Here is a 26,693-nt window from a genome sequence, read left to right on the forward strand (position 1 = left end):
TCTCCTGACGTGACCCCTTCGTGTCTTTAATTGGCACGTGATCACTCTTGAGAATCTGACCAAGGTCTTCCCGGGCCCCGGTGGTGGAGCGGATGTCGTCGCCCTCGACGACATCTCCCTGCACATCGAGCCCGGCGAGATCCACGGCATCGTGGGCCGCTCCGGTGCCGGCAAGTCCACCCTGATCCGCTGCCTGACGGGTCTGGAGAAGCCCACCAGCGGCTCCGTCACCATCGGCGGCACCGCTGTGTCCGGGCTGGAGGGCAAGCAGCTGCGCGCCGCCCGCCGCAAGATCGGCATGGTGTTCCAGCACGCGAACCTGCTGGACTCCCGCACCGCGGCGCAGAACATCGCCCACCCCCTGCAGATCGCCGGCACCCCGAAAGCGGAGATCAAACGGCGTGTGGCCGAACTGGTGAAGCTGGTGGGGCTGGAGGGCCGCGAGGACAACTACCCCGCGCAGCTGTCCGGCGGCCAGATCCAGCGCGTCGGCATCGCTCGTGGTCTCGCCGTCAACCCCGAGGTGCTGCTGTGCGATGAGCCGACGAGCGCGCTCGACCCCGGCACCACCCGCCAGATCCTCGACCTGATCCGCTCCCTGCGGGACCGCTTCGGCATCACGGTCATCTTCATCACCCACGAGATGGCGGTTGTGCGAGAGATCTGCGACCACGTGTCGCTGCTGGAGCACGGCCAGCTGGTGCAGACGGGGTCGCTGCTGGAGGTGGCGTCCGATCCGTCGGGCCGTCTCGCGCAGGAGCTGATCCCGCTGCCTCCGGCGCCGACGGGGCTGAACGCCCGCGTGGTCAACCTCGACTACGGCGACTCGACGTCGCTGCGCACCACGGAGGACCTGATCGCGTTCGCGAACACGCACGGCGCCGAGGCGAGCCTCGTGGCCGGCACCATCGAGACGATCAGCGGGGTGCAGGTGGGCCGGATCCAGCTGGCTCTGCGCAACTCCTCGGGCCGGCCCGTGTCCGATGAGGGGCTCGCCGGGTTCATCGCCGCCTGCGAAGCCGAAGACGTCCTTGCCGAGGAGGTGGATGCGCGATGAACAAGCTCTCCGAATGGTTCTCCGACCCGGTGTTCACCTCGACCACCGTCAACTCGTCGCTGTGGATCAATACGTGGCTGACCATCTACATGACACTGTGGACGATGATCCTCACCGTCCTCATCGGCGTGCCGCTGGGCGTGCTCCTGTTCGAGACGCGCCGCTCCCGCTCAGCGCTGGCGCGCCGCCTCAACGCGGTCGTCGGGTTCATCGTGAACGTGCTGCGCTCGTTCCCGTTCGTCATCCTCATCATCGCGCTGATCCCGCTCACCTCGGCGATCATGGGCCGCGCAACGGGGCCCGACGCCGCCATCGTGTCCCTGACGATCGCGTCCGTGCCGTTCCTGGCCCGGCTGGTGGAGGCGGCGCTGCGCGACCTGCCCGCCGGCAAGATCGAGGCGGTCGCGATGATGGGCGCGAGCCGCATGCAGATCATCCGGCAGGTGCTGATCGCCGAGGCGATGCCGGGCCTGATCGCGGCGATCACCACGACAACGATCGCGGTCATCGGGTACACGGCGATGGCGGGCACCGTCGGCGCCGGCGGCCTCGGCGACCTCGCGTTCCGCCGCGGCTACCAGAACTACAACTCGCTCGTCATGGTCGCCACCGTCGTGGTGCTCGTGGTGATCGTGATCCTCGTGCAGGTCATCGGCGACTGGCTGGCCCGCAGGGTGGACCACCGCGCCCGGTCCTGAGGGCCGACGGGAGCCGCCGAGGCCCCGCACCGGGCTTCTCGCCCGCGTCCGTCGGCCTGCCTTCGGCGCAGCCGCCCCACGGGTGCCCGCGCGCCCCGTCATGTCCGTTCATACATTTCGTTCCTCAGCAGGCCGCCCGCGCATGCTGATCACCACCACCCCCTCGTAAGGAGACCCTATGTCTGATTCCACTGCACGCGCGCGTGCCCTCACCGGTGCCGCGCTGTCGCGCCGCTCCCTGTTCGCCGCCGGTGCTTCCGTGGCCGGGCTCGGCGTCCTCGCCGCCTGCGGCGCGGGCGTGGACACGAAGGCGGGCGAGAAGGGCACGGTCGTGGTCGGCGCCAGCCCCGTTCCGCACGCGAAGATCCTCGAGTTCGTGCGCGACAACCTCGCGGAGAAGGAGAGCCTGACGGTCGAGGTCCGGGAGTACACCGACTACATCCTCCCCAACAAGGACCTCGCCTCGAAGGATCTGGACGCGAACTTCTACATGTCGATCCCGTACTTCGACACCGAGGTGAAGGCGAACAGCTACAAGTTCACCGCCGGAAAGCCGGTGCACGTGGAACCGCTGGGCCTGTACTCGGAGAAGGCGAAGTCCACCGACGACATCCCCGAAGGCTCCGAGATCGCCATCCCGAACGATCCGACGAACCGCGGCCGCGCACTGTCGCTGCTGGAGTCCGCCGGCCTGATCAAGCTGAAGAGCGGCCTGGCGCCGAACTCCGCGACCGCTGAGGACGTCGAGGAGAACTCGAAGAAGCTGAAGTTCACGGAGCTGGAGGCGGCGATGATCGCCCGCACGCTGAAGGACTTCGGCGCCGGCGTGGTCAACGGCAACTACGCGATCGAGGCGAAGCTGAACCCTTCGGAGGATTCGATCTTCCTGGAGCCGGCGAAGGACAACCCGAACGCGAACATCCTCGCGTGGCGCACCGAGGACGACTCCAACGAGGACATCAAGAAGCTGGAGAAGCTGCTGCACTCGCCCGAGGTGAAGAAGTTCATCGAGGAGACCTACACCGACGGCTCCGTTCTGCCCGCGTTCTGACAGCGGCCCACCGCCTCCTCACCGAACCCGGCCCGGATTGCCCTTTTCGGCTATCCTGGTCGGGTTCGGCCATGTGAGCATTCGCCGGTTGGCCGACGGGTGCAGTGACCACCATCGATGGTGCCTGCGAGCCCCACTTCCCCCGATTCCTGACCCGATTCCTCAGCAGAGAAGAGTCCCCACCATGTCCAACCCGCCGCAGCCTCCGCAGGGCGGCTCGCACGCCGCCGGCGGTTCCGCCAACGGCGTGCCGCCGTCCCAGCCGTCCGCGCCCGAGCAGTCCTGGGGTCAGTACCCGTCGGCCGCGCCGGCCCCGCAGGGCCAGCACCCGTCGGCCGCTCCAGCGCCGGAGGGCCACGCCGCGCAGGCCCAGCCGCCGCACCCGGCGCATCCCGGCCAGCCCGCCCAGCAGCAGGCGCAGCCGGGCCAGCCGATGCAGGGCGGCCAGCAGCTTGCACCGCAGGGCCAGCAGGCCCAGCCGCAGGCCGGTCAGCAGTTCCACGGCCAGCAGCACTCCGAACCGACCGCGGAGCAGATGAAGGCGCACCTGTCCGGTCAGATGGAGCGCTTCGGCATCTCCAACCCGCTGCCGGCGATCCTCGCAGCGCTCGCCACCTACGGCGCCGGTCTCGTCGCCGCGATCATTACCCTCGTCTCGCTCGTGATCGCCGGCGCGATCGGGGCGTCCGGATCCTCGAGCACCACCGACATCAGCGAAGGCATCACCGGCATGGATGCCGACGGCGTGGGCGCCATCATCGGCCTGCCGTTCCATTTCGTCGCTATGGCCTGCTTCGCTGCGCTGAACCTCGTGCACGACGGTGAGGAGGTCTTTGCGATCCGCTTCGTGCCGATCCTCGTGTTCCTCACGATCCTCGTGTTCGGCTTCTTCGCCGGCCGCTTCATCCAGAAGCGCAGCCATGAGCCGTCGCTGCTGCACATCGCGGTGTCCTCGCTGATCGCCGGGTTCCCCATCGCGGTGATCGGCACACTGATGCCGTTCATCTTCGCAATCCGCGAGTCGGACGCCCGCCTGGATGCGGCCGGCCCGGGCGGCTTCTTCGGCCTCTGGTTCGTGTTCTCCCTGGTGCTGGCAGTGGGCCAGTTCTCGGGTGCGCAGCGTCCCCGCTGGTGGGCTGCTGTGCGTGAACTGTTCGCCGGTTTCCGCCTGGCGTTCGTCCACGCGCTGATCCTCGCCGTGGTCATGGTCGTCGGGTTCTTCCTGTACGGACTGTTCCAGGGAGTTGGCTTCACCGACCTGCTCTCCATGGTGTTCGTCCTGCCCCTGCTCGGCGGCGCTTTCGGCGGTCTCGGGGTTGCGATCGCGTCCCTCGCCGGCATCACCGTGTCCTATTCGGGCTACGGCGCCTCCGGGGCGGACGTGCTGACCCTGTTCAGCACGCCCTGGTACGTGATCCTCCTGGTCCTCCTGCTGGATGTTGTGCTGCTGGTGGCGATGGCGGTGCTGTGGTCCCGTGGTCGCCGAGTGGTCCCGGGGAACATGCTGTCCATCGTGACGTCGTGGCTTGCGCTGCCCACCGCGTACTTCCTCGCCGGCATCGCCCTGACCGCGATCTCCACCCTCAACGGCGGGACGAGTCTGCTGGACGGCGGATTCGGCTCGCTCGGCGGCAGCCTCGGTGCCCCGCTGTGGGCGCCGTTCCTGTTCGCCATCTGGGGCTTCGTGGTGGAGCTGCTGGCGCGCTTCGGCGGCCCGTTCATCACCCCGTTCATTCCGGAGGCGCTGACCAGCTGGATCCGCCGCAGCCGCCTGTCCGGCAGTCACTACGCTCCGCGTGAGGATGCGCTGGTCGACTCCCAGCCGCTCGCCGCGCTGCAGCTCGGTATGCCGGCTGCTGGTGCCGGTGCTGGTGCGGCGGCAGGTGGTGCCGGGCAGTCCGCCGGCAACGGTCAGCCTGCTCAGCCGGTGCACCCGGGCCAGCCGATGCAGAGCGCACCTCAGCAGTCCGCGCCGTACCCGCCGCAGCAGAGTGCCCCACATGCACCGCAGCAGAGTGCCCCGCATGCACCGCAGCAGTCCGCGCAGCAGGCGCCGTTCGACCAGAACGCCTACCCGCAGTCTGCGCCGCAGGCACCGGGCCAGACCGGTGAGCAGCAGTACGGCTCCGCCCAGCCCGGTCAGCCGAACTCCGCTCCGCCGGCGCCGGGCTACCCGAATTCGGCGCCGCAGGCACCGGGGTACCCGAATTCGGCACCGCCGGCGCCGGGAAGCACCGGTGAGCAGCCGCAGCAGTGGCGACCCACCCAGGACGGCCAGCAGAACTGACCTGCTGGACCCGGTCAGCAGAACTGGCCCGCTGTCCCCGGTCAGCCTTGGCGGGCTGAACTCTGGAAGAGAAAACCACCTCTGGAACGCTCCAGAGGTGGTTTTCTCTTCTGAATTCTGGGTGTCGCGGTGATTGACGCCGCGTCCCGATCCGCAGCGGACGCTCCCCTCAGCAGCGGGTGCTCCCGCGCTCGGATCAGCGAGCGGAGTCAGGCGCGTCGGTGCGGCGACCGCGTGGCAGCAGGCCCTCGCCGCTGGCGACGCGTCGAACAGTCCTGATGATCATCATGATCAGCAGGATCACGCCCACGTAGCCGTTGATCACGTACACCAGGTTGACCATGTCGCTGAACGGCAGGATCAGGCCGATCACGGTGCCGAGTGCCGCCAGCCCCACCGTCAGGTACTTGAAGTTCGGGGTGCGGTCGGCGAAGAAGCGCGAGGCAACAGTCCACAGCAGCGGCACTGCGGTGGTGTAGATGCCGGCGACCACCATCACGGAGATGCCGGAGGCCAGCAGCGGGCTGATGTCGGAGGCGAGCGTCAGCATCGGAATCTCCGAGGTGCCCACGTGCGCGATGTTCGCCAGCAGACCCATGCCGACGATGGAGCAGGCGATGGCGAACGCGGTGCCGCCGAGGATGCCGCCGGCGACTCCTTCCTTCTGCGACCGGGTGGACTTGCCCAGCGCCGTCAGGAACGCTGCGAGCCACAGCATGCAGAAGCCCACGTACGACAGGGCCGACATGAACCAGTTGGAGGACGCCTGCTTGACCTCGAGGGTGGGCAGGAGGGCGACCCCGTCGGCCAGGCCCGACGGGTTCCGCAGCACGCCCACGAGGCCGAGGGCGATGGCGACCACGACGATCAGCGGGCCGATCTTGCCGATGACGTCCACCAACGACTTCAGACCGAACCACACGCTGAGGCCGACGGCGATCGCAAGCGCCACACCGCCGATGTACGGAGAGAGGCCGTAGTGCTCCTTGAAGACGGCGCCGGCGCCGGACACCATCACGGTGAAGCTGAGGAACACGAACAGGGTGGAGAAGTAGTCGAAGCCGGTGCCGAGGATGCGGCCGCAGTAGTACTGGAAGATGCTGGAGGGGCGCTCGTACTGTTCGGCGCGGCCCACCGTCAGGAACTCGACCGAGACGTAGCTGATGAGGATGAGCGTGACCAGGGCGGTGCCGAAGATCCCCCAGTAGCCGTAGGAGGCGAAGTACTGGAGGATCTCCTGGCCCGTCGTGACCCACGTCGCAACCTCAGCCCGCGATGGCGCCATCCCCGTCTGTCCCGCGCCGCCCCGTCCGGCTCCCGACCCGACGTTGAGAAGATGATCCACCCCTGGAGCGCTCCAGAGGTGGATCATTCACCGGGATTTCGCCGGTCGGGTCCGGCGCTGGCGTCAGACGGTCAGTCCGCCGTCAGCAGCTGCGTCGCGTCGATCTGATCGAGCAGGAATGCGAGCTGCTCGGCGCGCTCCTCCCACTTCGCGTAGCGTCCCGAACGACCGCCGTGCCCGGCGACCATCTCCAGCTTGAACAGGATCGGACGGTCCGGGATCGGCGCTGCCTCCTCGGGGCGGCCGCTGTAGTTGGAGGTCTCTTCGCGCAGGCGGGCCACCCATTTCGCCGGTTCCACGAAGAACACGCGGATGTCGTTGAGGCTCGTGGTGGCGAGGATCGCGGGGTACTGGACGTCGCGGATGTTCTCGGTCGGGGAGTACCCCTTCATGTATCGGTACACCTCCGGGTCCTCCAGCGGGTTGCCCCACTCCTCCCATTCGCCCACGGTCAGCGGCAGACTCGGGTCGAGGATGGTGGTGAGTGCGTCCACGAAGGGGACGGCGGCGTGGATCGCGCGGAACTTCTCCGGCGCCAGGTTCGCGACGGCGCCCATCAGCAGGCCGCCGGCGGAGCCGCCCTCAGCGGCGATGCGGTCCGGGTGGAACCAGCCCTCGTCCACGAGGAACTGGGCGCAGTCCACGAAGTCGGTGAAGGTGTTCTTCTTCTTCAGCATCTTGCCGTTGTCGTACCAGTCGCGGCCCATCTCGCCGCCGCCGCGGATGTGCGCGATGGCGACCACGACTCCGCGGTCCAGCATGCTCAGCCAGCTCGGCACGAGGGAGGGATCGGACGGGATCTCGTACGACCCGTACCCGTAGAGGAAGCCGGGGTTGCCGCCGTCGGGCTTCACCTCGGCGCGGTGCACGAGGGAGATGGGGATGGCGGTGCCGTCCTGCGCGGTGGCCCAGAGCCGGTGCTCGCGGTACTGGCGGGCATCGAAGTTGGGGACGTTCTTGACCTTGAGGATGGTGGGCTGCTGCTGGGGCCCAGCGGTCGCGTCGATCTCGGCGATGGTGAGCGGGGTGAGCATGGACTGCAGGGCGTAGCGCACGGTGGTCTGCTCGAACAGGTTGTTGTGGACGAGGTCCACGCCGTCGAGCTCGCCGCCGTGGGAGATGTCCCAGGCGAGTCGCGCGTTCCAGCGGTCGGCGAGGGAAGCGCTGCCCCCGTCGGCCTCCCTGCCCCCGTCGGCCTCCCTGCCCCCGTCGGCCTGCTCGGCGCGGGGGATGATGCGGACGGCGGGGCGCCCGTCGGCCCGCATGGAGACCGCGATGTGGGAGGCGAAGGCGTCCACGGCGGCGATGCGCTCTCCGCTGGCGGCGTCGAGGACGTCCGCCCAGCAGCCCGGGGTGTCGGTGGGGTTGTTGCGGGGACCGACGGAGTCTGCCGCGCATGCGGCCACGGAGAATCCGCTGGTGGTGGCGTTGTGGACGATGAGCAGGTGGTCGCCGGCCCACTCCACGGAGTATTCGAGGCCGGGGGTGCGGCCTCCGACGGTGACCGGCTCGGCGTCGGGGTCGTCCAGCGGCATGATCCAGCATTCGCTGGTGGTGCGGGAGGCGGCTTCGGCGACGAGCATGGTGCCGTCGCGGGATTCGCTGAAGCCGATCATGAACTTCTCGTCCTCTTCTTCGAGGATGAGGCGGTCCTCCGACTGCGGGGCGCCGATCGTGTGCATGTGGATGCGGTACTGCCGCCACGCGTCGTTGTTGGTGGCGTAGATGATGCGGGAGCCGTCGGTGGAGAAGGCGAGGCCGTAGGCGATGTCGGTGACGCCGTCGTCGATGATGTCGCCGGTGGTGAGGTCCTTGATGATCAGCCGGTACACCTCACCGCCGGTGGTGTCGACGGCGTAGGCGAGGCGGTTGGATGCGTCGTTGACGGTCATGCCGCCCAGGGAGAAGAACTCTTCGCCTTCGGCGAGGGCCTGTGCGTCGAGGATGATCTCCTCGCCGTCGAGGAGGGCGTCGCTGGTGTCGTCGATGACGGGCGGGGCGTCGGCGTAGTCACCGGTGGCGCGGATGCGGGAGTAGCGGGGGTAGTCGTCGCCTTCGCGGGTGCGGGTGAGGTACCAGAAGTCGCCGTCGCGGAAGGGGACGGAGGTGTCGGTCTCCTGCGTATGGGAGCGGATCTCCTCCGTGATGGCGCCGCGCAGGTCCTTCAGCGGCGCCATTACGGTGTCGCTGTAGGCGTTCTCCGCCGTGAGGTGCTCGATCACCTCGGGGTTCTCCTTGTCGCGCAGCCAGTCGAAGTCGTCGACGACGTCGTCGCCGTGGTGGCTGCGGATGATGGGACGCTTGTGGGGGATCGGCGGGATGGTGCGCTCGGCCGACGGGTTCTGCGGTGTCTCGGTTCCAGTCATACGGGGAAGCCTATCCGCGCGGACGCGATGCGTGACCTCGAACGCATGAACTGGAATCGACTTGGCGGCGACTGCAGGCTCCGGTAACGTGTACGGACGGTAGCGTGTCCGAGCGGCCGAAGGTGCGACACTCGAAATGTCGTGTGCGGCAACCCCGCACCGGGGGTTCAAATCCCCCCGCTACCGCCGAAGATTCGGCTCCGCAGCATCGCCCAAGGGCATGCAGGAGATCGACGCAGAAGGACCCCGGTTCGGCCGGGGTCCTTCTGTCGTTTCCGGGGTCGGGCGCAGAACCGGATGGCTGCAGCGGTCAGAGTGACGACCGGAGTACCAGGTGACCGCCGCGGCACTGGCGGGCAGTGGACCGCCCCCTCTCCGGGGCCCTTACGGACGTGCCGCCGTGCGCTTGCCGACGTTTCGGACGTGGCGCCGTGCGCTTGCCGACGATTGATGGCTCTATTCGGGACGTCAAGCGCCGGATCTCCCACATCCGCAGAAGGATCGATGCCCCCGGCTTGGGACGGTCGGTGCGCCCCTCGTAGCCGCGCCGCTCGATGCCCCATTCCTGCCTGAACTGCTCGATGACCCCTCCCGTACCCGCACCCGTAGGTGGTGCAATCCTGCCTGCACCGATAGGTGCTGCCGGTGACCAAGCAGAGTGGTAGCGGAGTGCAAGCAGGGAGGTGGAGGAGGAAGGACCACCGAACTGTTGGGGGTCGGTGCTGCAGTGGCGGGAGGCTCTCGGGAAGGTCTCAGGGAGTGATCAGAACCCCAGGACAGAGCGGTTTTATGACACGGACCACGAAACACCTGGTTGGGCTTGCGCGCCCCGGTTCGGGGGCCGTAATGTTTTATCTCGTTGCCCCGCAGGGCGGTGAACGGGAGATGAACTTCTTCCGGGTGCTGCTCAGGGAGATAACTGAAGAGGTGGACCGGGACGGTCGTTCGGTGTGGCTGAGGTCACGGTGCCGGGATTTGACAGGGTCTGGTCAGCTGAGTAGGTTAGAGGGGTTGCTCCGGAGCGGACCGCCGATTGTGATCGGGGGCGAGGTTCGGGTGCGCAAGTTGTTTGATATCTCAATAGTGTGTCTGTTTATTGATGCCAAAGTTTTTTTTGGCAGAGGATCAATTTTCTAGTTGATTTCTTCGGACAATTGAACGCTGATTTTTATCAGCGTCGGTTGTTTGTTTTCTGCCGGGTTTCAAATTTTTTTATGGAGAGTTTGATCCTGGCTCAGGACGAACGCTGGCGGCGTGCTTAACACATGCAAGTCGAACGATGAAGGCCCAGCTTGCTGGGTTGGATTAGTGGCGAACGGGTGAGTATCACGTGAGTAACCTGCCCTTCACTTCGGGATAACTTCGAGAAATCGGGGCTAATACCGGATGTTCTGTCTGCACCGCATGGTGTGGGTTGGAAAGATTTATCGGTGGAGGATGGGCTCGCGGCCTATCAGTTTGTTGGTGAGGTGATGGCTCACCAAGGCGATGACGGGTAGCCGGCCTGAGAGGGCGACCGGCCACACTGGGACTGAGACACGGCCCAGACTCCTACGGGAGGCAGCAGTGGGGAATATTGCACAATGGGCGGAAGCCTGATGCAGCGACGCCGCGTGGGGGATGACGGCCTTCGGGTTGTAAACCTCTTTCAGTAGGGAAGAAGCCTTTGGGTGACGGTACCTGCAGAAGAAGCGCCGGCTAACTACGTGCCAGCAGCCGCGGTAATACGTAGGGCGCAAGCGTTGTCCGGAATTATTGGGCGTAAAGAGCTTGTAGGTGGCTTGTCGCGTCTGCCGTGAAAACCCAATGCTTAACGTTGGGCGTGCGGTGGGTACGGGCAGGCTAGAGTGTGGTAGGGGAGACTGGAATTCCTGGTGTAGCGGTGAAATGCGCAGATATCAGGAGGAACACCGATGGCGAAGGCAGGTCTCTGGGCCATTACTGACACTGAGAAGCGAAAGCATGGGGAGCGAACAGGATTAGATACCCTGGTAGTCCATGCCGTAAACGTTGGGCACTAGGTGTGGGGAACATTCCACGTTTTCCGCGCCGCAGCTAACGCATTAAGTGCCCCGCCTGGGGAGTACGGCCGCAAGGCTAAAACTCAAAGGAATTGACGGGGGCCCGCACAAGCGGCGGAGCATGCGGATTAATTCGATGCAACGCGAAGAACCTTACCAAGGCTTGACATGCACTGGATCGCTGCAGAGATGTGGTTTTCTTTGGACTGGTGCACAGGTGGTGCATGGTTGTCGTCAGCTCGTGTCGTGAGATGTTGGGTTAAGTCCCGCAACGAGCGCAACCCTCGTTCCATGTTGCCAGCACTTCGGGTGGGGACTCATGGGAGACTGCCGGGGTCAACTCGGAGGAAGGTGGGGATGACGTCAAATCATCATGCCCCTTATGTCTTGGGCTTCACGCGTGCTACAATGGTCGGTACAATGGGTTGCGATACTGTGAGGTGGAGCGAATCCCAAAAAGCCGGTCTCAGTTCGGATTGGGGTCTGCAACTCGACCCCATGAAGTCGGAGTCGCTAGTAATCGCAGATCAGCAATGCTGCGGTGAATACGTTCCCGGGCCTTGTACACACCGCCCGTCAAGTCACGAAAGTCGGTAACACCCGAAGCCAGTGGCCTTACCCCTTGTGGGAGGGAGCTGTCGAAGGTGGGATCGGTGATTGGGACTAAGTCGTAACAAGGTAGCCGTACCGGAAGGTGCGGCTGGATCACCTCCTTTCTAAGGAGTATCTTTCGAGCGTTATGGCACTGTCGTGACCGAGTGTGTTGCGGGTGCTGCTCGTTGGGTGGAACATCAATGAATCAACAGGCTGCTGCTGGTTGGGCTGGCTCTAGTACGTGTCTCTTCGGGGGTGCTGGAACGGGTCTGGGTTCGGCTGGTGGGGTTTGGTAGGCACACTATTGGGGTGTGAGGCGGCTTGTGTCGTTTCTTCCCTGCTGGGGTAGGAGCCATCCTGTGTGGGTGGTGGGGCCTTGGTGTGGGGGTGTTGTTTGTCAACTGCATAGTGGACGCGAGCATCTTGTAAGCAATTTACAGATTGTTGCGAAACGAAGCTTTGTTTTTGTTTTGTCTCTGTGTGTTCATTTTTATGTGTGTTTTGTTGAAGTTTTCAAGGGCGCACGGTGGATGCCTGGGCACAAGAAGCCGATGAAGGACGTGGGAGTCTGCGTTAAGCCCCGGGGAGGTGACAACCGACCTGTGAGCCGGGGATGTCCGAATGGGGAAACCTGCCAGGCGTTATGGTCTGGTACCTGCCGTTGAATGTATAGGCGGTATGGGGGGAACGCGGGGAAGTGAAACATCTCAGTACCCGTAGGAAGAGAAAACAATTGTGATTCCGTGAGTAGTGGCGAGCGAAAGCGGATGTGGCTAAACCTGGTTGGTGTGATACTCGGCAGAGGTTGCTGATCAGGGGTTGTGGGATGTGCATGGATTGGGCTGCCGCCTGGTCGTCGCTGTCAGTGTGTGGTAGGTGAATCCTTGTGAGTGGGGAACCGTAGTGGGTGTGAGTCCCGTAGCTGAAACTGCATGGCTGGGTGATGGTGCATTGTCCCGAGTAGGACCGGGCTCGTGAAATCCGGTGTGAATCTGCCAGGACCACCTGGTAAGCCTAAATACTTTCTTGTGACCGATAGCGGACAAGTACCGTGAGGGAAAGGTGAAAAGTACCCCGGGAGGGGAGTGAAATAGTGCCTGAAACCGTGTGCTTACAATCCGTCGGAGCCTTTTTTGTGGGGTGACGGCGTGCCTTTTGAAGAATGAGCCTGCGAGTTAGTGGTCGGTAGCGAGGTTAACCTGTGTGGGGTAGCCGTAGCGAAAGCGAGTCTGAATAGGGCGCCTTTAGTTGCCGGCTCTAGACCCGAAGCGAAGTGATCTATCCATGGGCAGTGTGAAGCGCGGGTAAGACCGCGTGGAGGCGCGAACCCACTTCAGTTGAAAATGGAGGGGATGACCTGTGGATAGGGGTGAAAGGCCAATCAAACTTCGTGATAGCTGGTTCTCCCCGAAATGCATTTAGGTGCAGCGTTGCGTGTTTCGTCCTGGAGGTAGAGCACTGGATAGGCGATGGGCCCCACCGGGTTACTGACCTTAGCCAAACTCCGAATGCCGGTGACGTGAGAGCGCAGCAGTGAGACTGTGGGGGATAAGCTTCATAGTCGAGAGGGAAACAGCCCAGAACATCAGCTAAGGCCCCTAAGCGTGTGCTAAGTGGGAAAGGATGTGGAGTTGCTGAGACAACCAGGAGGTTGGCTTAGAAGCAGCCACCCTTGAAAGAGTGCGTAATAGCTCACTGGTCAAGTGATTCCGCGCCGATAATTCAGCGGGGCTTAAGTACACCGCCGAAGCTGTGTCACTCCACTGTGTGTGGGGTGGGTAGGGGAGCGTCGTGCATTGTGTGAAGCTGCGGGGGGACCTTGTGGTGGATGGTGTGCGAGTGAGAATGCAGGCATGAGTAGCGATTAGGCGGGTGAGAATCCCGTCCGCCGAATGATCAAGGGTTCCAGGGCCAGGTTTATCCGCCCTGGGTTAGTCGGGTCCTAAGGCGAGGCCGACAGGCGTAGTCGATGGATAACGGGTTGATATTCCCGTACCGGTTGTGTGAGGACCCATGCTGAAAGTCGTGATGCTAACCACCCGAGCGCTGCTCTTCACCTTCGGGTGTTGGTGTGGTGTGAGGCTGGGGTCCAATCGGTGAGTAGGTGAGCGTGTGGGATGACGCAGTGAGGTAGCTTCCGCGGGGCGATGGTTGTCCCCGTCTAAGCGTGCAGCCTGTGCCCGAGTAATGTTGGGCGCGTGTAGGTCAGACGTGATAGTGACCCTTTAGTGGGGAAGTTGGGTGATCCTGTACTGCCGAGAAAAGTCCCGGCGCCACGAGCGCAGCCGCCCGTACCCTAAACCGACTCAGGTGATCTGGTAGAGAATACCGAGGCGTTCGAGAGAATCGTGGTTAAGGAACTCGGCAAAATACCCCCGTAACTTTGGGAGAAGGGGGACCTGACCAGTGAGAGCTGGGAGGGTCGCAGAGACCAGGGAGAAGCGACTGTTTACTAAAAACACAGGTGAGTGCGAAGTCGTAAGACGCTGTATACTCACTGACGCCTGCCCGGTGCTGGAAGGTTAAGCGGACTGGTTAGCGCCTTCGGGTGCGAAGCTGGGAAGTTAAGCCCCAGTAAACGGCGGTGGTAACTATAACCATCCTAAGGTAGCGAAATTCCTTGTCGGGTAAGTTCCGACCTGCACGAATGGCGTAACGACTTCTCCACTGTCTCAACCGCGAACTCGGCGAAATTGCATTACGAGTAAAGATGCTCGTTACGCGCAGCAGGACGGAAAGACCCCGGGACCTTTACTATAGTTTGGTATTGGTGTTCGGAGCGGCTTGTGTAGGATAGGTGGGAGACTGGGAAGCTGGCACGCTAGTGTTGGTGGAGTCGTTGTTGAAATACCACTCTGGTCGTTTTGGATATCTAACCTCGAGCCATGATCTGGTTCAGGGACAGTGCCTGATGGGTAGTTTAACTGGGGCGGTTGCCTCCTAAAGAGTAACGGAGGCGCTCAAAGGTTCCCTCAGCCTGGTCGGTCATCAGGTGTTGAGTGTAAGTGCACAAGGGAGCTTGACTGCGAGACAGACATGTCGGGCAGGAGCGAAAGCTGGAACTAGTGACCCGGCACCTCATTGTGGAATGGGTGTCGCTCAACGGATAAAAGGTACCCCGGGGATAACAGGCTGATCTTGCCCAAGAGCTCATATCGACGGCATGGTTTGGCACCTCGATGTCGGCTCGTCGCATCCTGGGGCTGGAGTTGGTCCCAAGGGTTAGGCTGTTCGCCTATTAAAGCGGTACGCGAGCTGGGTTTAGAACGTCGTGAGACAGTTCGGTCCCTATCCGCTGCGCGCGTTGGATATTTGAGAAGGCCTGTCCCTAGTACGAGAGGACCGGGATGGACTGACCTCTGGTGTGCCAGTTGTTCTGCCAAGGGCATGGCTGGTTGGCTACGTTGGGAAGGGATAACCGCTGAAAGCATCTAAGCGGGAAGCCTGCTTCGAGATGAGATATCCGTGCACCTTTGGGTGTGTGAGACCCCCAAGAGATGATTGGGTTGATAGGCCAGATGTGGAAGCGCGGTAACGTGTGGAGCTGACTGGTACTAATTGGTCGATGACTTTATCAAAATACGCATAAAGCACTGGCTGTTGGTTGGTGTGTTTGCTTGTGTGTTCGCGTCCACTAGGCGGTTGATTGACCGCACCCCTTGTGGCTGCCGGCAGTGCCCTTTTTGTGGGTGGTGTTGGTGGTGGGGTTGTATTGTTTGTATAGTGTCTGATCCCCGCACCCGGTGGGTGTGGTGTGGAACGGTCCTTGTGTGGTTGTTCCGGTGGTCATAGCGTTGGGGAAACGCCCGGTTACCTTTCCGAACCCGGTAGCTAAGCCCAACTGCGCCGATGGTACTGCACTCGGGAGGGTGTGGGAGAGTAGGTCGCTGCCGGACTCTTTTCTTGTGTGGTGTGGGCTCCAGCCTTGTGGTTGGGGCCCACACGCATTTAATCGTTTTTTCGCGGCACAGGTTCATTGACGCTGCTTGTTGCTGTGTGTGTGAAGGACTGGCCCCGGCGGCCATCCGCTGGAACCGACCCCTGGACGTCCAGCTCGGGCACGCCAGCCCCGACACCGCCAACTTTGCTGGCCCAATATTCCTGCCAACAACTTGACACGGGACACACCTGCTCCTCTAAATTGTCAGCGTCTCTGCCACCGCAATCTCCGGAGCTTCCCATGGCACACACCCCGTCCCCCTCACCCGATAACCACACCACCACACCCACCACGAAGACCTCGTCCACCTCGATCGCCTCACTCATCGGTACAGCGACGCTGATCGCCGTGTTCCTCGGCCTCGGTGTGTGGATCATTGAGCAGTTCGTTCTCGGCGCTGACGGGGCCACCGCGGTGCGCCACGGCGCCAGCGCCGCCGGTGCGGTGCTCCTGATTGCTGCCATCATCGGGGTGGTGCGCTCCCTGCAGGCCGGCAGGAAGTGACCGCTCCAGCAGAGCGGATCTACAGCGCGCTCATCTGGGACAACACCTCCGCCCGAGAGGATCTGCCTGCCGGGGTGCGCTAGCACGCAGCCTTCAACGGGCTTCGGCAGCTGGGCGCCGGTGCCCTGCAGCCCTCTGACGACCGGATGGCCAGCGTCTCCACAGCAGTCACATCTCGAACCGGGTCAAAGGTTGCGGGCAGCCACTCGATCGACTGCTCGGAAGTGGCAATGGTGCGTTGACGTAGCCGGTCGAGTCGTTCGGCCAGTGACCTAAATACAGGGTGATCATCGGTGCCATTGCCGGACTTGGTCGTGCGCTTCTTCAAGCGTTCGGCGATCGAGTCGACGATTTCCTCGGCGGTCGTGCCGTTGGCGTTCTCGACTTCGTCGTCGATTCTTTCCTCGAGGAGCTTCGCTGCGGTGTCGGCATCGGTCGCGATGACCTCGTGTGCGCGTGTCACGGCAACGTCGCTCATGTGTTCGTGGACAAGTCCAACAGTTTTGGTGCCCAGTCGGGCCCACAGAAGGTCGTCACTACCTCGAGAAGGCTGAATCGAAGGGTAGACCTGCGAGACGAAGCGGTATGCCGCTCGGTGCGGAGCCAAGTCTGCATGAGGTGCGGTGGCCTCCCAGATCCCTTGAAGCATCTGGTAGCCGGCGGCAAAGTCCTCTCCAGGTTCCTGGTCGGGGGCTGGTGCATGGATAGGTGAGAGTGTGTCTCACGCCGCGTGTGCGGTCGTGGGGGCCACGAGCATCTCGTACTCGACCGGGGGCAACCGACCCAGCCGGTCCTGCCGGCTGAGGGCGTCTTGGAACAAGTTCGAGCGGAACTGCGAGCCGCGGTTGGGGTGCACCACGCACCCGGCCATGGAGTACCCCACGATCCGCCCGGGGTAGAGGTGTTTGTTGGCGCAGAGGTAGAGCTTGCCCTCGCCCGTGGGGCGCTCGGTGGTGTCGGTCAGCCAGAGCTGGTTCAGTCCTTGGGCGGTGAACTGGCGCTTGACACGGTCATCGTGCACGGGCGGGCCGGGCCGGCGACCGTTCTTGCCTCGCTTGGTCCCGAACGCTGAGTGCCACCCGTTGGCCTGGCAGAGCCGCCAGGCGGTCCGGGTGGCCATGGGTTCCCCGGCGTTCTCGGCCTTCGTCACGCAGCAGCCGGTACCTGAAACCGCGGCCGAGCACCGCATGCGAGACAAGCACAATCGCAGCCACAAGCCTTCTCACGTGAACTCTCATCATGGCCGAACCTCGGCCCCGGGGAACGGGCCGCCTGCTGCACACCAGTTCAGCAGTCATCGCATTTCGCGAGCAGCCCTGGCGGCCCGTCGTCCGCCCAGCCGACACCTGGGACCTGTACTGCGCCCACGCCCGCGCTGAGCCCCAGGTTTCCACCAGTGAAAGAAGTGGGGACGGGTACCCATGTCGCCAGACTTGCGCTATGAGGACACTCGGGGCTTTACTAGGTCTTGACGAAGCGATTGCTGTTCATTGGCAACTGTTTCGCGACCGCATCGTCGGCAAAGCGCCGACGGCCACCGCCCAGACGGAACACCCCACACAGCACGGGGATACCCATCGGGCATTGCACTATGGGGGACCACAATGCATACCGAACGCACAGCCGGCGCATCCGTCGCCGCAGACACCACTACTCGCATCGGCCGCCGCGGCCTCATCGCCGGAGCCGGCGCAGTCGGCACAGCCGCCGCTCTCACCGCCTTCACAGTCCCAGCGATCGCCGCACGACCCACACTGCGCCTCGGCAGCCGCGGCGCTGCGGTCAAAGACCTGCAGAACCGCCTGCGCCAGGTCACCAGCTGGCGCGGCGCCGCCGACGGCGTGTTCGGGAAGGCCACCCGTTCCGGCGTCATCGCCTTCCAGAAGTCCAAGCGCCTCGCAGCCGACGGTGTCGTCGGCGCGAAGACATGGGCCGCCCTCGATGCTGCGACCACCGAGCCCGCTCCCGGCGGCAACCGCCCCACCCTCCGCAAGGGCTCCAGCGGTGCCGCTGTGAAGCAGCTGCAGTCCCGACTCAATGCCACCACCTACTGGGCCGGCAGCGCGGACGGCAAGTTCGGCGGAACCACCCTTCAGGCCGTCTACGCGCTGCAGAAAGCCGCCGGCCTCAAGCCGGACGGCGTCGTCGGCGCCAAGACCTGGGCCGCTCTCGACCGAGGCGTGAAGCCCCGCCCCACCGTCACGTCCGGCACTGCCTTCGAGGTCGACCTCGGCAAGCAGCTGCTGTACTGCATCTCCGGCGGCGTCCTGAAGTTCACCCTCAACACCTCGACCGGCAGCGGCGAGCGATACTACTCCGGCGGCCGCTGGAAGCGCGCCACCACGCCTCGCGGAAAGTTCCGCATCTACCGCCGCCACACCAAGGGCTGGCAGACAGGCCCGCTCGGCAACATGTACCGCCCCGCGTACTACGACCGCGGCTGGGCGATCCACGGATCCAACAGCATCCCGCCCTACCCGGCATCGCACGGCTGCTCCCGCATCAGCACTGCAGCCGCCGACATGCTCTGGGCGCGCAGCTGGTTCGTGAACGGCCGCGTGGTCGTCGTTCGCTGAGGCACCAAGCCTCGGGCGCCGCTGAGCGGTGAGACTCCCGGGACCCGTCGGCTGCCCTCCCGGCCGACGGATGCCGCCCCCGAAGGCGCAGACTGCTCCACCGTGGTCTGCGCCTTCGCTGTGCGCGGCGGTCGGAAAGCGCGGGGCGGCGGATGGGGTGCCGCCGGCGGGAAGGGGTGCCGCTGGCGGATGGGGATGCGGCTGGCGAATGAGGGGCGCAGCAGGCGGCTCGGAGCGAGGAGAGTGCGGCCCGGTGGGGTGCAGGAACGTGCGTGCTTTCCGGGGCGGCGCTGGTTGATGGCGCGGCAACCAGGACGGGCAGAAGCGCAGAACCCGTTGGCCCCGGAAACGCCACTCAGCGCTTCTGGAACATCCGCCGCACCTGGTACTCCGGTTCGCTCGTCACCTCAATGCCGAGGGAGCGGAAGATGCCCTCATCGACCGTTCCGAGGATCGTGGTGGTGTGCACATCGCAGCCGCGCAGGGACCGCAGCTGCTCCAGGGCCCGGCGCGCCCGCTCATCCGTGGACGCCGAGCTCGACAGCGCGATCAGCACCTCGTCGGTGTGCAGGCGCGGATTGCGGGAACCGAGGTGGTCCACCTTCAGCGACTGGATCGGGCGGATCGCATCCGGGTGCAGCAGCAGCGCCTTCTTCTCAATCCCCGCCAGATGCTTCAGCGCATTCAGTAGCATCGCGGCGCTGGAGCCGAGCAGTTCGGTGGTCTTGCCGGTGATGATCGTGCCGTCCGCCAACTGGATCGCCGACGCGGGCCCCTTCGTCCGCCGCGCCACATCCAGCGCCGGCTGCACCACCGGCCGGTCCGTGCGCGACACCCCCACCTTGCGCATGATGATCGCGATCTTGTCCGACTCATCCGAGTCCTCCTCCGCGCGGCGCTCCGCCACCAGGGCCTTGAAGAACCGGCGGATCACCTCCTGGCGGCCCGCCTCCCGGCACACCTCGTCATCACTGATGCAGGAGCCGACCATGTTCACCCCCATGTCCGTAGGGGACTGGTACGGGGAGGAGCCGAGCATCTGCTCCAGCAGCACCTTCAGCAGCGGGAACACTTCCACGTCGCGGTTGTAGTTCACCGCGAGCTCGTCGTAGGCGGCGAGGTGGAACGGGTCGATCATGTTGACGTCGTCGAGGTCCGCGGTCGCTGCCTCGTACGCCAGGTTCACCGGGTGGTCCAGCGGCAGGTTCCAGATCGGGAACGTCTCGAACTTCGCATAGCCCGCGGGGATGCCGTTGCGGTTGTCGTGGTAGATCTGCGAGAGACAGGTGGCGAGCTTGCCCGACCCGGGGCCGGGAGCGGTCACCACGATGACGTCGCGGGACGTGCGCACCCAGTCGTTGCGGCCCAGCCCCTTCTCCGAGACCACAGTCTCCGTGTCCGCCGGGTAGCCCTCGATGGTGCGGTGCCGCGCCACGCTCAGGCCCAGGCGCTCCAGGCGCCGCTTGAACGCCCGCGCCGCCTGGTTGCCGTCCTCCATCTGCGTGAGCACGATGTTCTGCACGAGGAACCCGCGCTCACGGAACACGTCCACCAGGCGCAGGGACTCCTCCTCGTAGGAGATGCCGAGATCGGCGCGGATCTTATTGCGCTCCAAGTCCTTCGCGTTGATCGCGATGAGGATCTCGATCTCGTCCCGCAGCTCCTCCAGCATCACGATCTTGTTGTCCGGGGTGAAGCCGGGCAGCACGCGGGAGGCGTGCATGTCGTCGAACAGCTTGCCGCCCATCTCCAGGTACAGCTTGCCGCCGATCTCAGCGCGGCGATGCGCGATGTGCTCGGACTGCATCGCAATGTACTTCTCTCGGTCGAAGCCGACCCGGTGCCCGCTTGGGGCCTGCAGGGCCTGCGGAGCGTCGGCCTGCGGAGCGTCGGCCGGCGGCAGGGGGCCGGACGAGGCGGGGGAATGCTGCGAAGCAGTGGTCATGGCGCGGAATCCTTCTCTCGAGGACGGTCATCCCGGCGGGTACCGGGCCCGCTCGGGCGGAGGACGAGAACTCCGACGTGTCGAAGGTGCCTCGCACAACGATACAGGCCGCAGCCCCTGGAACGCGGGAACCCGTCGGCCCCGCTCGGCCCCGCTCGGGCCCGCGCCGGGCGCCGCAGCGCGGGACGTTCGCCACAGATTCCCCCAGAGTCCGCCCATAGGATGGGGCGGTCCTCACCGACCCGAGACCCAAGAGGTGGACCGTGACCGAATTCCGTGGAGCAGCTGTCAGCCCCGGCCGCGTGGTCGATGTTGTCAAGGTGATGGCCGCGCCGATCGCCGCGCCCAACGCTGACGAGCGCCTCGCCGACGGCGCCGACCTCGAGGCGGAGATCGCCCGGATCCCGTCGGCCGCCGCAGCGGTCCGCACCGTCCTCGAAGAGCGCGCCTCCCGCGCCACCGGGGACGCCAAGGGAGTCCTCGAAGCCACCGCACAGATGGCCGCGGACCCCACCCTCACCACCACCGCCGAGGGCCTCATCCGCAGCGAGCGCCGCACCGCCGAACGCGCCGTGTGGGAGGCCGGCGACCAGGTCGCGGACATGCTCGAAGGCCTCGGCGGCTACATGGCCGAGCGCGCCGCCGACGTTAAGGACGTCCGCGCCCGCATCGTCGCCGAACTGCGCGGCGAACAGGCACCCGGCATCCCCGACTGCGACACCCCGTTCGTGCTCGCCGCTGTGGACCTCGCCCCCGCCGACACCGCCACCCTCGACCCCGCGGTGGTCACCGCCCTCATCACCTCCGACGGCGGCCCCCAGTCCCACACCGCCATCCTCGCCCGCCAGCTCGGCCTGCCCGCCGTGGTCGCAGCGAAGGGCGTGGACCAGCTGACCAGCGGCACCGAAGTGTTCGTCGACGGCGGCACCGGCATCATCACCGATCACGTCACCGACCGCGAACGCGACCTCGCCGCCGCCTGGGCCGACCTCCAGGCCAACCCCCTCACCTACGACGGCGGCGGCGCAGTCCTCAAGGACGGCGTGCGCATCCCGCTGCTCGCCAACATCGGAGGCGCCGCCGACGCTGCCGCCGCTGCGGAGGCGAACGCCGACGGCGTGGGCCTGTTCCGCACCGAATTCCTGTTCCTCGACCGCGACGACGAACCCACCGTGGAGGAGCAGACCGAGGCGTACGCCGCGGTGCTGCGCCACTTCGACGGCAAGAAGGTCACCATCCGCACCATCGACGCCGGTGCCGACAAGCCGCTGCCGTTCCTCACCGACGAGGACGAGCCGAACCCCGCGCTCGGCATCCGCGCCTACCGCACCTCCTGGGAGAAGCGGTCCGTGCTGGAGAACCAGCTGGAGGCCATCAAGCGCGCCACCGAGACCACCAGCGCCGAACCGTGGGTGATGGCGCCGATGATCTCCACCCTCGAGGACACCGAGGACTTCATGCAGATGGCCCGTGCCGCCGGCATCGAGAAGGCCGGGATCATGGTGGAGACGCCCAGCGCCGCCCTCACCTCCGACCATCTCCTCGCCGCCTGCGACTTCGCGTCCATCGGCACCAACGACCTCACCCAGTACACGATGGCTGCTGACCGTATGCTCGGCGCCCTCGCGAAGCTCAACGACCCGTGGCAGCCCGCGGTCCTCGCCCTCGTGGGCGCGACCGCGACCGGTGCCCGCCGCGCCGGTGGTGACCCCGATGCTGTGGGCGCGGATGTCAACAAGCCCGTGGGTGTGTGCGGCGAATCCGCCGGCGACCCGGCGCTCGCGGTGGTGCTCGTGGGCCTGGGCGTGAACTCCCTGTCGATGACGCCGCGTCTGCTGCCCGCGGTGGCGCGCGTGCTGTCCGAGGTGACGATGGAGGAGGCGCGCGAGCTGGCGCTCACGGCCGTGTCCTCGCCGACGGCGGCTGACGCGAAGGCCGCGGTGCGCGCGAAGCTGCCGGTGCTGGATCAGCTGGGGCTCTGAGGGGGTCTCGGCCAGGTCGTTCCAGGCCCGGCTCGTCCCCGTCCCGGCTCGTCCCCGTCCCGGAACTTCCGGTGAATGATCCACCGCTGGAGCCGCTTTTGGGTGGATGATTCGCCGCAAGTTTGGGATAGCTGTGCGAGGGGTGCGTGTTCGGATCGCTGCGGAGGCATGACAGCGCCCCGCTGCTCGGCGAGAGCAACGGGGCGCAGTCAAGGATGATGCGTCTGGACGCCGGGGCGTGGGTGATGCGCCGAGTCAGCACACGCACAGTGCATCAGGGCAGACACGCGTATTTCACCCGGGGAGACCCACAGCGCATCCGGGGAGGCTCAGCCTTCGGCGTCGAGGTCCTTCTCGAGCAGCTCGGCGAGGGCGTTGACCGATTCCTCGGCGCCGTCGCCCTCAGCGCGGAGGGTCACCTCGTCGCCGTGGCCGGCGCCGAGGGTCATGAGCATGAGGATCGAGGAGGCGTCGATGGCGGAGCCGCCGGCCTTCTCAATGGTGACCTTGGCGGGCTGCTCGCCGGCGGCCTTCGAGAAGATCGCTGCCGGGCGCGCATGCAGGCCCGACGCGGACGCGACTTTCACGGTACGTTCTGCCATGGGAGTTCTCCCTCTTTCCTGTGTTGAAGATCAGTGCCCTGATTCTATCGGGCAACGGTCTGGGGACGCTGAGCGCGAACCTCGATTCAGGCGCGGCGGTCCTGCTCCTCCGCCACGATCCGCTCCAGCGACGCGAACAGCGGGTGCCCCGGCTCAACCCCGGTGATCTCCTGGACGAGATCACCGGCTTCCCGGCCGCTGTTCAGCAGATCCTGCAGCTGCTGCACCTCTGCGTCACCCGAATCGGGGGTGAAGCGCAGCGCTGCACGGAATGCGTCCAGCAGGCTGCCGTGGTCGAAGCCGCGCTCCGCGAGCTCCGCCGCCGGGCCGATGATGCGGTCGTGGCGGCTGAGCTTGCGCATCGGGGAGCGGCCGACGCGCTCCGAGGAGTCCTCCAGGTGCGGGTTCGCAAAGCGGTCCAGGATCTTCTCGATGTACGCCTGCTGCGTTTCGATCGCGAAGCCGTGCTTGGCGACCAGCAGCGCCGCGGTCTCGTTCAGCACGGACAGCACGTGGGCGCTGACGGCGCGGTCGGCGATGGCGTCGGAGATGACGCTGTAGCCTTCGCTCCAGCCGTACCACGCGGTGCAGGCATGGCCCGTGTTGACGGTGAACAGCTTGCGCTCGATGTACGGTTCGAGGTCGTCCACCCAGGTGATGCCGGGGATGTCGGGGACGTCGCCGCCGAACGGGCCGCGCTCCACCGCCCATTCGTGGAACACCTCGACCGTGACGTCGAGGCCGGAGCCCTCCGGCTGGTTCGGGACGATGCGGTCCACGGCGGTGTTGGCGAAGAAGGCGCGTTCGTCGAGGTCGTCGCCCGCGTAGTTCTTCCGGACCTCCGTCTCGAGGATGTCGGTGGCGTTGATGGCGTTCTCACAGGCCATGACGGCGACGCGGGGGGAGCCGGCGGGCCGGGCGGCGATGCCGGCGGCGATCGCGGGCGCGACGAACTTCAGGATCGGGGCGCCGACCGCGGTGGTGATGATCTCGGCGCCGGCGATCTCCTCGGTGAGCTTCTCGGGGTCCTTCGCGGAGTTGACGGCGCTGTAGCCGTCGACCGTGAACTCGCCGGAGCCGGTGCCGACGGTGCGGACGGTGTAGCTGGGGTGTTCGTTGAGGGAGTCGATGAGGGCGTCGGCGACGTCGGCGAAGACGACGTGGTACCCGGCCTGGTGCAGCAGCAGCCCCACGAATCCGCGGCCGATGTTGCCCGCTCCGAAGTGGACGGTTCTCTTCATGTCTGCCTCAATCCCGCCCCGTCGCGGGGCGCGTCGTCTCTCGCGCGGCGGCCCTACGGGCGCCACGTCCAGTGTATGGGGGATGGGCGGGCGCCGACTCAGGCTCAGGTCCCGGTCCGCGCCCGCCCATCGGTGCCGGCTGCGCCGACGGCTCAGTCGGTCCCGAAGATCGCGAGGATCTCCTCCTCGGTCTCGGCGGTGCGCAGGCGCTCCACCTGGGCCGGGTCGCTGAACACCATCGCCACGTTCTGCAACAGGGTCAGGTGCTCATCGCCTTGGCCGGCGATCGCGACCGCAAACTCGACCTCCTGGCCGTTCCAGTCGACGGGCTGGTCGTAGCGGATCAGGCTCATCGCGGAGCGGCGGATGGACTTCTTCGCCTCGTTGGTGCCGTGCGGGATCGCCAGGCCGTTGCCCATGAACGTGGACACGGACTTCTCCCGCTCGTGCATGGCGTCGACGTAGTCGGGGTCGACCGCGCCGGCCTCCACCAGCAGGCGGCCCGATTCGGTGATCGCCTCTTCGGCGGTGGTGGCGGTGCCGTGCAGGGTGATGGAGCGCGCCGCCATGATCGGCTCGCCGGCGCTCTCCTCGGTGCTGCCCGCGGCATCGGCGCTCTGGTCGACTTCGCCAACCGCTGTGGATCCGTCGGCCGGGGCGGCCTGCTCCGCGGCGGGCGCGGCAGATGCCTCTGCGGGTGCGGCGGCGGGCGCGTCGGCGGGTGCGGGGCCGACGGGTTCCGGGTCGGCCTCGCCGGCCTCCCGGCGCTTCAGCAGGTCCACGATCTCTTCGTAGCGCGGGGAGTTCATGAAGTTGTCCACCGCCACGTGGATCGCGCCCGCGGTGGGAGCGTAGGCGCGCTGAGCGAGGTCGCGGTGCGTGACCACGAGGTCCCATTCGTCGGTCAGGTTCGAGATGGCGCGGTTGACCACCTCCACGTCCTTGAACCCGGCGGCGCGGACCTTCTTGCGCAGCACCGACGCGCCCATGGCGGAGGAGCCCATGCCGGCGTCGCACGCGAACACGATGCGGCGGATGTCGTCCGGGTGGTCGGCGGCGATCGCACGCAGCTCCTGATCGGACTCGGCGATGCCGCGACCGCCTGCAGCGCCGGCCCCGGCCGCGCCGGCGGCACCGGCGGCAGCGGTGGACCCGTCGGCCCCCGTGAGCGCACCGGCGACCGACGACTTCTTCCCCTTCATCGACTCCATCTTCGCGGTCGCGCCGGCGAGGTCGTCATCGGTGCGGCGCGACAGCTTCAGCAGCAGCGACGCGATCGCGAACGACACCGCGGTCGCCACCAGGATCGACAGCAGGATCTTCACGTGGTCGCCGCGCGCGGACTGCGCCATGATCGCCAGCACCGACCCGGGCGCCGCCGGCGCCACCAGGCCCGTGCCGAGCATGACGTTCACCAGCACACCGGACATGCCGCCGGCGATGACCGCGAGGATCAGCTGCGGGCGCATCAGCACGTACGGGAAGTAGATCTCGTGCACACCGCCGAGGAAGTGGATCACGGCGGCGCCCGGTGCGGAGGCCTTCGCGGCGCGCGCCCCGAAGAACGTGAACGCCAGCAGGATGCCGAGGCCCGGACCGGGGTTCGCCTCCAGCAGGAACAGGATCGACTTGCCGGTCTGCGACGACTCACCGGTGCCCAGCGGCGTCAGCACACCGTGGTTGATGGCGTTGTTGAGGAAGAAGATCTTCGCCGGTTCGATCAGGATCGACACCAGCGGCAGCAGGCCCGCATTGATCAGCCAGGCGACGCCGTCGGACAGCAGCGCCATCAGCCAGTTGACGATCGGGGCGAGGCCGAAGAAGCCCGCGAGGGCCAGCAGGAAGCCGACGATGCCGGCGCTGAACAGGTTCACCAGCATTTCGAAGCCCGCCGGGATCCGCTCCTCCCACAGGCGGTCCAGCTTCTTCATCACCCACGCCGCCAGCGGCGCCATCATCATCGCGCCGATGAACATGTGGATCTGCCCGAGCGGCTCACCGCCCGGGTCGGCGGCGTTGATCTGGTCGATCAGGTAGTCGGAGCCGGTGATGACGCCCATGGTGGCGATGACGGCGACCACGCCGCCGCGCTCGCCGTACACCATGCGGCCGCCGGTGTTCGCGATCATCAGCGGCAGCAGGTAGTGGATCATGGGGCCGATCAGGCCCGCGAGGCCCTCGTGCGGCAGGTATCCGGCCGGCATGAACAGCGCGGTGATGATGCCCCATGCGATCAGAGCCGGCAGGTTCGGCATCACCATGGTGGACAGGCTGGTGCCGATCTTCTGGATCGCCACGCGTGGGGAGAAGGATGGGGACGTGGTCTCGTCAGTGGCAGTCATGACGACTCCGTTTCTGTGGGGGTGCGGCTCAGTCTACGCGCCGGGCGGCCCCTCTCCGGGGGCCGCGGGTCCCGCCGGAGCGGGTCAGCGCTTCGGGAACACGACCCGCCCGTACATGACGTACCGGAACGCCGTGGAGACG

General features: G+C 65.8%; 15 protein-coding genes, 1 tRNA gene and 3 rRNA genes. 11 read left to right on the forward strand and 8 right to left on the reverse strand.

The window, feature by feature from the left end:
- Window positions 1-37 precede the first annotated feature (37 nt).
- The 4 genes from FHX50_RS09775 to FHX50_RS09790 all read left to right on the forward strand — a co-directional run bounded on the left by FHX50_RS09775 (window position 38) and on the right by FHX50_RS09790 (window position 5,093).
- Window positions 38-1,057: a methionine ABC transporter ATP-binding protein gene (locus FHX50_RS09775; RefSeq protein ID WP_183377026.1), complete on the forward strand. Its 1,020-nt coding sequence runs from the start codon at window positions 38-40 to the stop codon at window positions 1,055-1,057.
- A complete protein-coding gene (locus FHX50_RS09780) occupies window positions 1,054-1,755 on the forward strand; it encodes a methionine ABC transporter permease (RefSeq protein WP_183377027.1) in 702 nt (233 codons plus the stop codon). The genes FHX50_RS09775 and FHX50_RS09780 overlap by 4 nt, the downstream gene beginning before the upstream one ends.
- Window positions 1,756-1,933: 178 nt before the next feature.
- Window positions 1,934-2,806, forward strand: a complete 873-nt coding sequence (locus FHX50_RS09785) for a MetQ/NlpA family ABC transporter substrate-binding protein (protein WP_183377028.1) — start codon at window positions 1,934-1,936, stop codon at window positions 2,804-2,806.
- A gap of 184 nt (window positions 2,807-2,990) precedes the next feature.
- Window positions 2,991-5,093, forward strand: coding sequence for a hypothetical protein (locus tag FHX50_RS09790; RefSeq protein ID WP_183377029.1), 2,103 nt, complete (start codon window positions 2,991-2,993; stop codon window positions 5,091-5,093).
- A gap of 196 nt (window positions 5,094-5,289) precedes the next feature.
- Here the strand turns inward: FHX50_RS09790 and FHX50_RS09795 are convergent, their stop codons facing one another.
- Together FHX50_RS09795 and FHX50_RS09800 are read right to left on the reverse strand one after the other, a co-directional pair.
- Window positions 5,290-6,378: a YkvI family membrane protein gene (locus tag FHX50_RS09795; RefSeq protein ID WP_246371006.1), complete on the reverse strand. Its 1,089-nt coding sequence runs from the start codon at window positions 6,376-6,378 to the stop codon at window positions 5,290-5,292.
- Window positions 6,379-6,509: 131 nt separating this feature from the next.
- The gene (locus FHX50_RS09800) at window positions 6,510-8,804 is read right to left on the reverse strand and encodes a S9 family peptidase (RefSeq protein WP_183377030.1); all 2,295 of its coding nucleotides are present in this window, start codon (window positions 8,802-8,804) and stop codon (window positions 6,510-6,512) included.
- Window positions 8,805-8,902: 98 nt separating this feature from the next.
- Between FHX50_RS09800 and FHX50_RS09805 the strand changes: the two genes are divergently transcribed.
- The 5 genes from FHX50_RS09805 to FHX50_RS09825 all read left to right on the forward strand — a co-directional run bounded on the left by FHX50_RS09805 (window position 8,903) and on the right by FHX50_RS09825 (window position 15,863).
- Window positions 8,903-8,990 (forward strand) — tRNA-Ser (locus FHX50_RS09805).
- 1,025 nt (window positions 8,991-10,015) lie between these two features.
- Window positions 10,016-11,541 (forward strand): 16S ribosomal RNA (locus FHX50_RS09810).
- A 381-nt stretch (window positions 11,542-11,922) separates the two neighbouring features.
- Window positions 11,923-14,997, forward strand: a 23S ribosomal RNA gene (locus FHX50_RS09815).
- Between the two features lie 200 nt (window positions 14,998-15,197).
- Window positions 15,198-15,315: ribosomal RNA gene (rrf, locus tag FHX50_RS09820) — 5S ribosomal RNA — on the forward strand.
- The 16S, 23S and 5S rRNA genes sit together here, the layout of an rRNA operon.
- Before the next feature lie 284 nt (window positions 15,316-15,599).
- The gene (locus FHX50_RS09825) at window positions 15,600-15,863 is read left to right on the forward strand and encodes a hypothetical protein (RefSeq protein WP_183377031.1); all 264 of its coding nucleotides are present in this window, start codon (window positions 15,600-15,602) and stop codon (window positions 15,861-15,863) included.
- Between the two features lie 79 nt (window positions 15,864-15,942).
- Here the strand turns inward: FHX50_RS09825 and FHX50_RS09830 are convergent, their stop codons facing one another.
- Both FHX50_RS09830 and FHX50_RS09835 read right to left on the reverse strand, forming a co-directional pair.
- Window positions 15,943-16,341, reverse strand: coding sequence for a hypothetical protein (locus tag FHX50_RS09830; protein ID WP_183377032.1), 399 nt, complete (start codon window positions 16,339-16,341; stop codon window positions 15,943-15,945).
- Window positions 16,342-16,584: 243 nt separating this feature from the next.
- Window positions 16,585-17,013, reverse strand: coding sequence for a hypothetical protein (locus tag FHX50_RS09835; protein WP_183377033.1), 429 nt, complete (start codon window positions 17,011-17,013; stop codon window positions 16,585-16,587).
- Window positions 17,014-17,467: 454 nt separating this feature from the next.
- On the opposite strand from FHX50_RS09835, the gene FHX50_RS09840 reads away from it, so the two are divergent.
- The gene (locus FHX50_RS09840) at window positions 17,468-18,439 is read left to right on the forward strand and encodes a L,D-transpeptidase family protein (RefSeq protein ID WP_221187326.1); all 972 of its coding nucleotides are present in this window, start codon (window positions 17,468-17,470) and stop codon (window positions 18,437-18,439) included.
- 355 nt (window positions 18,440-18,794) lie between these two features.
- Here FHX50_RS09840 and FHX50_RS09845 read toward each other — a convergent pair whose 3' ends face one another.
- The gene (locus FHX50_RS09845; protein ID WP_183377034.1) at window positions 18,795-20,384 is read right to left on the reverse strand and encodes a DUF1846 domain-containing protein; all 1,590 of its coding nucleotides are present in this window, start codon (window positions 20,382-20,384) and stop codon (window positions 18,795-18,797) included.
- A 263-nt stretch (window positions 20,385-20,647) separates the two neighbouring features.
- Between FHX50_RS09845 and ptsP the strand changes: the two genes are divergently transcribed.
- Entirely contained in the window at window positions 20,648-22,366 is a 1,719-nt protein-coding gene (ptsP, locus tag FHX50_RS09850; RefSeq protein WP_183377035.1) for a phosphoenolpyruvate--protein phosphotransferase, read from the forward strand.
- A gap of 329 nt (window positions 22,367-22,695) precedes the next feature.
- Here the strand turns inward: ptsP and FHX50_RS09855 are convergent, their stop codons facing one another.
- The 3 genes from FHX50_RS09855 to FHX50_RS09865 all read right to left on the reverse strand — a co-directional run bounded on the left by FHX50_RS09855 (window position 22,696) and on the right by FHX50_RS09865 (window position 26,551).
- The gene (locus FHX50_RS09855; RefSeq protein ID WP_183376807.1) at window positions 22,696-22,968 is read right to left on the reverse strand and encodes an HPr family phosphocarrier protein; all 273 of its coding nucleotides are present in this window, start codon (window positions 22,966-22,968) and stop codon (window positions 22,696-22,698) included.
- Between the two features lie 86 nt (window positions 22,969-23,054).
- Window positions 23,055-24,209 (reverse strand): mannitol-1-phosphate 5-dehydrogenase, encoded by a 1,155-nt coding sequence (locus FHX50_RS09860; RefSeq protein WP_183376808.1) that lies wholly within the window; start codon window positions 24,207-24,209, stop codon window positions 23,055-23,057.
- A gap of 152 nt (window positions 24,210-24,361) precedes the next feature.
- Window positions 24,362-26,551 carry a PTS sugar transporter subunit IIA gene (locus tag FHX50_RS09865; protein WP_183376809.1) on the reverse strand — a complete coding sequence of 730 codons (2,190 nt, stop codon included), beginning with the start codon at window positions 26,549-26,551 and terminating at the stop codon, window positions 24,362-24,364.
- Window positions 26,552-26,693 lie beyond the last annotated feature (142 nt).

The sequence above is a fragment of the Helcobacillus massiliensis genome (assembly GCF_014191425.1).
GTDB lineage: Bacteria > Actinomycetota > Actinomycetes > Actinomycetales > Dermabacteraceae > Helcobacillus > Helcobacillus massiliensis.